This window comes from Haloactinopolyspora alba, from assembly GCF_003014555.1.
In the GTDB taxonomy this organism is placed as follows: domain Bacteria; phylum Actinomycetota; class Actinomycetes; order Jiangellales; family Jiangellaceae; genus Haloactinopolyspora; species Haloactinopolyspora alba.
Genome location: NZ_PYGE01000018.1, coordinates 92738 through 102725, shown reverse-complemented (window position 1 = coordinate 102725; position 9988 = coordinate 92738). Strand labels below are relative to the sequence as shown.

9 protein-coding genes are annotated in these 9988 nt (G+C 70.6%); 5 read left to right on the top strand and 4 right to left on the bottom strand.

Features of this window, described 5'->3' with window-relative positions; genetic code table 11:
- The first annotated feature begins 281 nt into the window (after positions 1-281).
- From CLV30_RS20495 to CLV30_RS20480, 4 genes are read left to right on the top strand one after another with little or no spacing between them, the layout of a single operon-like run.
- Positions 282-1712: a PTS ascorbate transporter subunit IIC gene (locus CLV30_RS20495; protein ID WP_106539090.1), complete on the top strand. Its 1431-nt coding sequence runs from the start codon at positions 282-284 to the stop codon at positions 1710-1712.
- Between the two features lie 12 nt (positions 1713-1724).
- A complete protein-coding gene (locus CLV30_RS20490; protein ID WP_106539089.1) occupies positions 1725-2030 on the top strand; it encodes a PTS sugar transporter subunit IIB in 306 nt (101 codons plus the stop codon).
- Entirely contained in the window at positions 2027-2461 is a 435-nt protein-coding gene (locus CLV30_RS20485; protein WP_165358739.1) for a PTS sugar transporter subunit IIA, read from the top strand. The genes CLV30_RS20490 and CLV30_RS20485 overlap by 4 nt, the downstream gene beginning before the upstream one ends.
- Entirely contained in the window at positions 2458-3198 is a 741-nt protein-coding gene (locus CLV30_RS20480) for a sugar isomerase domain-containing protein (RefSeq protein ID WP_106539087.1), read from the top strand. Before CLV30_RS20485 ends, CLV30_RS20480 begins: the two co-directional genes overlap by 4 nt.
- 12 nt (positions 3199-3210) lie before the next feature.
- On the opposite strand, the gene CLV30_RS20475 is transcribed toward CLV30_RS20480, so the two are convergent.
- Positions 3211-3954 carry a GntR family transcriptional regulator gene (locus CLV30_RS20475; protein ID WP_106539086.1) on the bottom strand — a complete coding sequence of 248 codons (744 nt, stop codon included), beginning with the start codon at positions 3952-3954 and terminating at the stop codon, positions 3211-3213.
- A gap of 57 nt (positions 3955-4011) precedes the next feature.
- The gene (gene rarD, locus CLV30_RS20470) at positions 4012-4929 is read right to left on the bottom strand and encodes an EamA family transporter RarD (protein WP_106539085.1); all 918 of its coding nucleotides are present in this window, start codon (positions 4927-4929) and stop codon (positions 4012-4014) included.
- A gap of 218 nt (positions 4930-5147) precedes the next feature.
- Here rarD and CLV30_RS20465 point away from each other — a divergent pair, with 218 nt between their 5' ends.
- A complete protein-coding gene (locus tag CLV30_RS20465; protein WP_106539084.1) occupies positions 5148-6746 on the top strand; it encodes an amidohydrolase in 1599 nt (532 codons plus the stop codon).
- Positions 6747-6773: 27 nt separating this feature from the next.
- Here the strand turns inward: CLV30_RS20465 and CLV30_RS20460 are convergent, their stop codons facing one another.
- Positions 6774-7808, bottom strand: a complete 1035-nt coding sequence (locus CLV30_RS20460) for a 2-oxoacid:ferredoxin oxidoreductase subunit beta (protein ID WP_106539107.1) — start codon at positions 7806-7808, stop codon at positions 6774-6776.
- A gap of 80 nt (positions 7809-7888) precedes the next feature.
- Positions 7889-9790, bottom strand: a complete 1902-nt coding sequence (locus tag CLV30_RS20455) for a 2-oxoacid:acceptor oxidoreductase subunit alpha (protein WP_211300086.1) — start codon at positions 9788-9790, stop codon at positions 7889-7891.
- Positions 9791-9988: the final 198 nt, after the last annotated feature.

The window sequence follows — 9988 nt, the reverse complement described above, 5'->3', positions numbered from 1 at the left end:
CCCCTCATCGCCCTCACCATGCTCAACCTCGGCGGCTACCGCCCCAACCTCCCAGGCCGAACCTGACCCACGGATCAGTCACAACAGCCGGAATTCCATGCGTCACCACCCCTGCAGGCCTGGTGATGCGGGGAAAAGCCTGGTGATGTGACGCCGCCCACGTCCGCCCCACCACCCCATCGCGAAGGTGACCCCGCCGCTCGGTTGCACGGCCGCCGGAGCCTGGTATATACCGGATAGCGCCGTCTTCACCGTTCCCACACCTGCAGCGGAGGTTCGCCGTGGACGCCACGCAGGACGTCGTCGTCTGGATCGCCGACAACGTCTTCAGCCAGGTCCCGATCCTGATCGGGCTGATCACTCTCGCCGGCCTCGTCGCCCAGCGCAAGGCGGTCGAGGACGTCGTGGGCGGGACGCTGCGCGCCACCGTCGGGGTGGTGGTGCTGCTGATCGGCATCGACATCTTCACCGGCGGGCTGTCCAGCTTCCAGGAGATCGTCTCGAGCGCCGTCGGGCTGGACGCGCCCTCGGCGGACAACACGCTCAACGACTTCCTCGCGGGCGCGGGCTCGCGGGTGCCGCTCGTGATCGCGTTCGGGTTCCTTCTGCACCTGATCCTCGTGCGGATCTTCCCGGCGGCACGGTACGTGTACCTGACCGGTCACCTGCTGTTCTGGATGAGCGTCGTCGTCGCCGCCACGCTCGTCGAGGCGTTCGGCGAGGTCGACGCGGTCCCGCTCGTGGTCGTCGGGTCGGTCGTGCTCGCCTGCTACTGGACGCTGCAGCCGCTGTGGATCGCCCCGCTGATGCGCCGCGTCGTCGGCACGAGCGACTTCGGCCTGGCCCACACCACCTCGGTGGTGAACCTGGCCGCCGGCTACGGCGCGAAGCGGCTCGGCGATCCGGAGGAGCACGACACCGAGAAGCTGAAGCTGCCGCGTCAGCTGTCGTTCTTCAAGGACGTCACCGTCAGCACGGCGCTGGTCATCGGCGTCATCATGCTGGTGGCGATGGTCTTCGCCGACCACGACGTGGTGGCGGAGCAGGCGGCCGCCTACGACGAGTCCATCAGCCCGTGGGCGTGGGGGTTCATCGCGGCGCTGCGTTTCGCCGCCGGTATCGCCATCCTGCTCTACGGCGTGCGGATGTTCCTCGCCGAGATCGTCCCGGCGTTCAAGGGCATCAGCGACAAGATCATTCCGAACTCGCGTCCCGCCCTGGACGTCCCGACGATCTTCCCCAAGGCGCCGACGGCCGTGATGGTCGGGTTCCTGGCCACGACGGCCACCTTCCTGGTGCTGATGGGCGTGTTCGCGGCGACCGGCTGGTTCGTGCTGGTGCCGCCGATGATCATGCTTTTCTTCGGCGGCGGCGCGGCCGGCGCGTTCGGCAACGCCGTCGCCGGCTGGCGCGGTGCCGTGTTCGGCGGCGTCGTCAACGGGTTCGTGCTCGGGTTCGGCCAGTGGATCGGCTGGCAGCTGTACTCCGACACCGCGCCCGAGCTCGCGACGCTCGCCGACGCCGACTGGTACGCCGTGGGATGGCTGCTCATGGCCGCCGGCGAGCCGTTGAGCGCGATGCCCGGCGGGATCTGGGTGCTGCCCGCCATCGTGCTCGCCGCGACCGTCGGCGTCCTGCTGGCGCTCGGCCGGCGTGAGCGCCGCCCCACCGAGACCGTCGACGCGGACACCGCCGCGGCCGAGGAGAAGTAGAGAGGACATCGGATGACACAACGAGGCGAGCCGCTGAAGGTCCTGGCGGTGTGTGGCGTCGGCATGGGGTCGAGCCTGATCCTGAAGATGACGGCGGAGTCGGCGATGCAGGCCCTCGGGCTCGAGGCGTCGGTCGAGAACACCGATGTGTCCAGTGCACGCGGCATGTCGCCGGACGTCGTCGTCGGCCAGGGGATGCACACCGACGACCTCGGTGATCTCGCGCCGGTCGTGGTGACGATCAGCGACTTCCTGGACGCCGACGGGCTCACCGAACAGCTGCGCGAGCCGCTGCGGGAGCAGGGATGGCTGGCGTGAGCGAGTACACGGTCGCCGGCGCCGTCGGCGTCGAAGCGCGCGACTGGCGTGCGGCCGTTCGCGCCGCCGCCGGACTGCTCGTCGACGCGGGAGCCGCGAGTGCCGAGTATCCGGACGCGTGCGTGGCGACGGTCGAGGAGCACGGCCCGTACATCGTGCTGACGCCGGGCCTCGCGCTGGCGCACGCCCGTCCCGAGGGCGGCGCGCACGCATCCGGCGTCGTCGCCGCGAGGCTCGCCGCTCCGGTCGAGTTCGGGCATCCCGACAACGATCCGGTCGACCTCGTGCTGGCCTTCAGCGCCACGGACGACGGCGATCACGTCGCGATGCTCGCCGGGCTGGCGAAGCGGCTGCAGGCCGGACTCGCCGACGAGCTGCGCGCGGCCGGCAGCGGCGAGGGGATGCGGGCGCTGTTGGACGGTGCGCCATGACGGGGGCGGACCCGTCGCCCGGCGACGGCTCGGGTGCCATGATGCGGGACTTCCTGCACGCCGTCGAGGCGGCGAACGCGAGCGCGGCGAGCGCCGTCGGCTCGCTGATCGTGCGGTGCTGGAGTGCGGACCATCTGGTCTACGCGGCCGGCGCGGGGCACTCGCTGGCGGCGGTCAACGAGACCTTCTTCCGCGCCGGCGGGCTGGCGTTCGTCCGCCCGGTGCACGACCCGCGACTGTTCCCGCTGAACGGGGCGCGGGCGAGCACGACCGCCGAACGGGAGTCCGGCCTGGCCGCGGACGTCCTGTCGCGCTACGCGGTCGGCGCCGGCGACGTCGTCGTGATCTTCTCCAACTCGGGCATCAACCCGTATCCGGTCGAGCTGGCGCAGTTGTCGTCGGAGGCGGGGGCGACGGTCGTCGCCGTCACCTCGACCGCGGCGAGCTCGGCGGCTCCGCTGCGTGCGGGCCGCCGGCTGTACGAGCTGGCCGACCGGACGCTGGACACCCTGGTGCCTCCGGGGGACGCGGCATGGCCGCCGGACGGAGCGGCCACCGCGCCGTTGTCGTCGCTGGCGAACGTGTTCGTGTGGAACCTCGTCCTCGCGGCCGCGCACGTCGAGGCGGTCGAGCGGGGCCTGGAGATCCCGATGTGGCGCAGCGCCAACACGGCGGAGGGCGAGTCGAACGAGTCGGTCATGGACACGTACCACTCGCGCATCCCCGAGCTGGACTGACGACGGCGCGCCTCAGTCGAGGCTGACCGGCCCGCCGGGGGAGTCGATGGACGCGGACAGCTGGTAGCGGTCGCCGCGGTAGCTGGACGCGGTGAACTCGATGCACTGGCCGCGCCGCCGCGAGATGCGCTGCAGCCGCAGTAGCGCCGCTCCGGGCCGGACGTCGAGCAGGCGCGCGTCGTCGTCGTCCGCGTTGGCCGCCTGGATGCGTTCGTCGCCGGAGTCGAAGACGATGCCGTAGCGCTCGGCGAGCACGGCGTACAGCGACCGTCCGCTGAGGTCCTCGTCCAGCAGACCGGGTGTGACCGAAGCCAGCAGGTGGCAGCGCTCGACGGCCATCGGCTCGCCGTCGGCGGTGCGCAGCCGGGTGAGGCGGTGGATCGGCTCGTCGTCGGCGACACCGAGGTGTGCGGCGACGGTGGCGCCGGCCGGCCCGTAGGCGTGCCCGATGTCCTGCGCGCCGGGCACGAGCCCGCGGGCGCGCATGTCGTCGCTGAACGACGTGAGCCGCAGCGGCAGCTCGATGCGCGGGGCGGCGACGAACGTGCCCTTGCCCGCCACCCGGTACAGGCGGCCTTCGGCGACGAGCTGGTCGAGGGCCTTGCGAGCGGTCATGCGGGACAGGCCGTAGCGCGCCTCCAGCTCACGCTCGGACGGCACCGGGCTGTGCACCTCGAGGGTGCGGTCGATCTCGTCGAGCAGGAGCTCCCGGAGCTGGAGGTACTTCGGCATCGGGTCCGCCGGGTCGACGGTCATGGCCGTCCGCCTGCTGTTCTGCGCCGGTTCACAGCTCACATCGTACGGGCGAGGGGATCAGTCGGCGGGTGCGCCGGTGCGTACCGTCGCCTCGGGCGGCCGCGCCTGGCGGCGAGCGCGCCGGATGGCTCCGATCGTCAGGATGGCGAGCGCCGTCCAGATCAGCACGAAGCCGACGGCGCGTGTCGTCGACACCGGCTCGTCGTACAGCAGCACGCCGAGCAGGAACAGCGTGGTCGGCGCGATGTACTGCAGCGGCCCGAGTACGGTCAGTGGCACCCGCACGGCCGCGGCGCCGAACAGCATCAACGGGACCGCCGTGACGATGCCGCAGCCCGCGAGCAGCAGCGTGTCCGTCCAGCCGGTACGGGCGAAGCTGGCCGCTCCGCCGGTGTCGAGCACGACCAGGTAGGCCAGTGCGACCGGGAACAGCACGCTGGTCTCGATCCCGAGACTGGCCACGGCGCCGGCGCCGACCTTCTTCTTGATCAGCCCGTACGTGCCGAACGAGCACGCGAGGGTGAGGGCGACCCAGGGCGGGTGTCCGTAGCCGACGGTCAGGATGGTGACGCCCGCGGTGGCGATGGCCATGGCCACCCACTGGTCGCGGCGCATCCGCTCACCGAGGACCAGGACGCCGAGCAGGACCGTCACCAGCGGGTTGATGTAGTAGCCCAGTGAGGCGTCGACCACCTTGTCGTTGCTGACGGCCCAGATGTACGTGCCCCAGTTGACGGTGATGACCGCGGCGGCGAGTGCCAGCAGCCCGTATCCGCGCGGGCCGATCCGCCGGAACGCGGCCACGCCCCGGGTCACGGCGAGTATCAACCCGACGAAGACCAGCGACCAGACGATTCGGTGCGCCAGCACCTCGATGTCGCCGATGTCCGAGAGCTGCTTCAGGTACAGCGGGAACAGGCCCCAGAGGCCATAGGCGCCGACGGCGAAGGCGATACCGGACCGGGACGAGCTCACGGGCGCATCCTACGGAAGAGCAGCACCGAACGCGTGAATCGCTCATGACGCGAGACGGCGCCGGAACGTCGGCGATCGTGGTTGTGTGCACAACGATTTCCGGCCTGGCGCCCGTGGCGGCGCAGTTTTTCGTGGACGAGATCTTGACTGACGGACATGGCTCACAGAAGACTTCGGTGTTGACGCGACATCCGACGTCCCCGTCAAGTGGAGGCCACATGTCCCACGTCGACGACGCCAACTCCCCGCGAGTGGGCCCGATCCACCAGCTCGACCGGCGCCGAGTGCTTCGGATTCTGGGTGCCGGAGCCGGTGCCGGCGCGCTCGGCCTCACCGCGCACCCGGCCGCGGCCGGCCCGCGGTCCGGCTCCGCGCCGGCCGACCTGGTGCTGCACTCCGGCACCGTCTGGACCGGCGTGCCGCACGCGCCGGACGCGGAAGCCGTCGCGGTCTCCGGCCGGCGCATCGTCGCCGTCGGGCCGAACCGCGACGTCCTGGCATGGGCCGGCAACGGCACCCGCGTCGTCGACCTCGACGGCGCTTTCGTCGCGCCGGGCTTCCGCGACCAGCACACGCACCTGCTCAACGTCGCCGACGGCGGTGCGGACGCGCAGACGTACCGCCCGGTCTGGGACGGGTACGACGAGGAAGCGGCGTTCGAGGGCAGGAGACGTGTCGGCCAGGGGCACATCGACACCCTCGCCGAGGGCCACAGCCCGGTGGACGAGTTCCGGCACGGCACCGTCGACCAGGAGCTCATCGACAGCATCCTGCGCATGCACGACGAGGCGGCCAAGCAGGGCGTCACGACCGTCGTCGAGGCCGGTCTCACCGACCTCCGGGTGCTGGACGCGCTCTTCCAGCTCGCCGCCGAGGACCGGCTCAAGGTGCGGCACCTCGTCCGGGTGCGGTGGGGCGCCATCGAGCGCGCCGCCCAACTGGGGTGGACCAGCGGCTACGGCAACGAGTGGGTGAAGATCCTCGGGGTCAAGATGTACGCCGACGGGTGGCTGGGCCCGCGGACGAGCGCGCTGCGCGAGCCCTACAACGACGACCCGTACGACTGGGATCTTCCGCACGGTGTGCTGTTCCTCGCCCAGCAGCGCGCCGACGCCGACGTCGCCCGGGCCCGCGAGCTCGGGTTCAACATCACCACGCACGCGATCGGCGACCTCGGCATCCAGACGATGCTCAACGCCTACGACAAGGCCGGCGTGACGCCGGCCGACCGGTGGTGCCTCGAACACGTCCAGGTGGCCGGTGACGACCTGCTGGACCGGATGGCCGACCGCGGTGTCGTCGGCAGTATCCAGCTCAGCTTCCCGACCACCGACCACCGGTTCGCCGAGAGCGCCCTGGGCCGGCAGCGCACGCGACAAGAGTCGTACCGGTGGGACACGATGCGCAAGCGCGGGCTGACGCTGGCCGGTGGCACCGACTTCAACGTCGAGGTTCTCGACCCGTTGTGGGGGCTGCAGCGCTCGGTCACCAGGCAGGAGTTCGACGACAGCCCCACCGGTGGGTTCGTCCCGAACGAGCGGGTCACCGTCCACGACGGCCTCCGGCTGATCACCGCCGACTGCGCCTACGCCAGCTTCGAGGAGGACGAACGCGGAACCGTCGAGCCGGGCAAGTACGCCGACCTCGTCGTGACCCGCGAGAACCTGCTGACCCAGCCGCGCGACTGCCTGGCCGCCGCCACCAGGCTCATGACGGTGACCAACGGCAAGATCACCTTCGAGGGCGCGGTGTCCTACCCGCCCGGCGACGCCACCTGTTCGTCCGGCCGGTCACCTGGGGCACACCAGCACCCCTAGCGCCACCCACGGTCCGCGGCCGGCGCCTCAGCCGACCGTCCAGGTGTCGCTGCCGCGCAGCAGCGCGCCGAGGTCGCCGTCACCCTTCGCGGCGACGGCCTCGTCGAGCTGCTCGGCCATGAGATCGCCGTACGCCGGGCGGTCCACCTGGCGGAAGATGCCGATGGGGCTGCGCGCGAGCGTCCCGGGGTCGGCGAGGCGGGACAGGCCGAACGCCTGGGTGGGGTCGTCGTCCGTGGCGTCGTGCACCACCAGGTTCGGGTCGTCGCTCGGGCCGACCTCGAACCCGCCGCTCGCCGGGTCGCGGCGCACGCCGTACTGGCCCTCGGCGCCGAAACGTACCGGCTCGCCCTGCTCGAGGCGGATCAGCACCTCGTCACGGCTGTCCTCGTTCTTCAGGATCTCGAACGCGCCGTCGTTGAAGATGTTGCAGTTCTGGTAGATCTCGACCAGCGACGTGCCGCGATGCGCTGCGGCGGCGCTGAGCACCGAGGTCAGGTGGGCGCGGTCGGAGTCGATGGTGCGAGCGACGAAGGTGGCCTCGGCGCCGAGCGCGAGCGAGACCGGGTTGAACGGCGATTCCAACGAGCCCATCGGCGTCGACTTGGTGACCTTGCCCTGCTCGCTGGTGGGGGAGTACTGACCCTTGGTCAGCCCGTAGATGCGGTTGTTGAACAGCAGGATCGTCATGTTGACGTTGCGCCGCAGGGCGTGGATCAGGTGGTTGCCGCCGATCGAGAGCGCGTCGCCGTCGCCGGTGACGACCCACACCGACAGGTCCGGGCGCGAGGCGGCCAGGCCGGTCGCGATGGCCGGTGCCCGGCCGTGGATGGAGTGCATCCCGTACGTGTTCATGTAGTACGGGAACCGCGACGAGCAGCCGATGCCCGAGACGAACACGATGTTCTCTCGCGCCAGCCCGAGGTCGGGCAGGAAGCCCTGCACCGAGGCGAGCACGGCGTAGTCGCCGCACCCGGGGCACCAGCGGACCTCCTGGTCGCTGGTGAAGTCCTTCTTGTTCTGTGGCGCGTCGGTGGCGGGTACGTCCCGCAGCCCCGGCATGCCGATGTCGGTGGACGCGCTCACAGGCTGGCCGGCTCGCGCTCCGGTCCTCGCTCGTTCCTCGCTCGTCGCTGCGCCACTCACAGTGACCCGACCTCCTCCATGATCACGTCGGCCAGTTCCTCGGCCTTGAACGGCAGCCCTCGCACCCTGTTGTAGCTGACGACGTCGACGAGGTAGCGCCCGCGCAGCAGCAGTGCGAGTTGCCCGAGGTTCATCTCCGGAACGAGGACGCGGTCGTAGGAACGCAGCACCTCGCCGGTGTTGGCGGGCATCGGGTTGAGGTGCCGCAGATGGGCCTGGGCGATCGAGTGCCCCGCCCGTCGTGCCCGCCGCACGGCCGCGCCGATGGGCCCGTAGGTCGAACCCCAGCCGAGCACCAGCAGTTGGGCGTCGCCGTTCGGGTCGTCGACGTCGAGATCTGGGATGCCGGCAATTCCATCCACTTTAGCCTGGCGCAGGCGCACCATGCGGTCGTGGTTCGCCGGGTCGTAGGAGATGCTGCCCGCGCCGTCGAGCTTCTCGATGCCGCCGACGCGGTGTTCGAGCCCGGCGGTGCCCGGCACCGCCCACGGCCGGGCCAGCGTCTGGGGGTCGCGCAGGTACGGCCAGAACTCGGCCGGCTTCTCGTCGCCGTCGGCCTGGTGGTTCGGCTCGGTGGCGAAACCGGGCGCGATGGCCGGCAACGTGTCGACGTCCGGGATGTGCCACGGCTCGGAGCCGTTGGCCAGGTAACCGTCGGACAGCAGCACGACGGGCGTGCGGTAGGTGACCGCGATGCGCACGGCCTCGATGGCGGCGTCGAAGCAGTCCGACGGCGACGACGCGGCGACCACCGGAACCGGGGACTCGCCGTTGCGCCCGTAGAGCACCTGCAACAGGTCGGCCTGCTCGGTCTTGGTGGGCATACCGGTGGACGGCCCGCCGCGTTGCACGTCGACCAGCACGAGCGGCAGCTCGAGGGAGACCGCGAGGCCGACGGTCTCGCCCTTGAGTGCGACACCCGGTCCGGACGTGGTGGTGACCCCGAGCGCGCCGCCGAACGACGCGCCGAGTGCTGCGCCGATGGCGGCGACCTCGTCCTCGGCCTGGAACGTGCGCACGCCGAAGCGCTTGTGCTTGGAGAGCTCGTGCAGGATGTCCGACGCCGGGGTGATCGGGTAGGAGCCGAGGAACAGCGGCAGCCCCGACTGTTTCGCGGCGGCGATCATGCCGTACGACAGGGCGAGGTTGCCGGTGATGTTGCGGTACGTGCCGGACGGCAGTGCGGCGGGCTTGACCTCGTACCTGACGGCGAAGTCCTCGGTGGTCTCGCCGTAGTTCCAGCCGGCGCGCAACGCGGCGATGTTGGCGTCGCGGATGTTCTCCTTGCCGGCGAACTTCTCCTCGAGGAAGTTGACGGTGCCGTCGATGCTGCGTCCGTACATCCAGGACACAAGGCCGAGCGCGAACATGTTCTTCGACCGCGAGGCCTCTTTGCGGCTGAGCCCGAACGGGGTCAGCGCCTCCATGGTGATGCCGGAAAGGTCGACGGTGTGCACCTTGTAGGCGCTGAGTGAGCCGTCCTCGAGCGGGTTGGACTCGTAGCCGGCCTTCTTCAGCGCCCGCGACGTGAAGTCGGCGGTGTCGACGATGATGGTCGCGCCCTTGGGCAGGTCGCCGGCGTTCGCGCGCAGCGCCGCCGGGTTCATCGCGACCAGGACGTCCGGCGCGTCGCCGGGTGTGAGGATGTCGTAGTTCGCGAAGTGCAACTGGAAGCTCGACACGCCCGGCATCGTTCCGGCGGGAGCGCGGATCTCGGCCGGGAAGTTCGGCAGTGTCGAGAGATCGTTGCCGAAGGAAGCGGTCTCAGCAGTGAATCGATCACCGGTCAGCTGCATTCCGTCTCCGGAGTCGCCGGCGAATCTGATCACCACACGGTCGATTTCGCGTACCTGCTTCACCGTCACCGTGTGTCGACGCCTCCTAACGGTGCCTGGCATGGGGGCCGGTCCCTCAAACTGCCACCGGTCGACCATGCTACGGCGACCGGCGAGCCGTCCCCGAATCCCGTCCAGGTGATGAGAAGCACGTCTTGCTATTCAAGACGGCTGTCCGGTGGGCGGTCGTGTCGTGGAACCCGGGGCCCGGACCGGCCGTTGACCCCATCGGCACCGTACGACCGGCGTGCGGTGCATCGG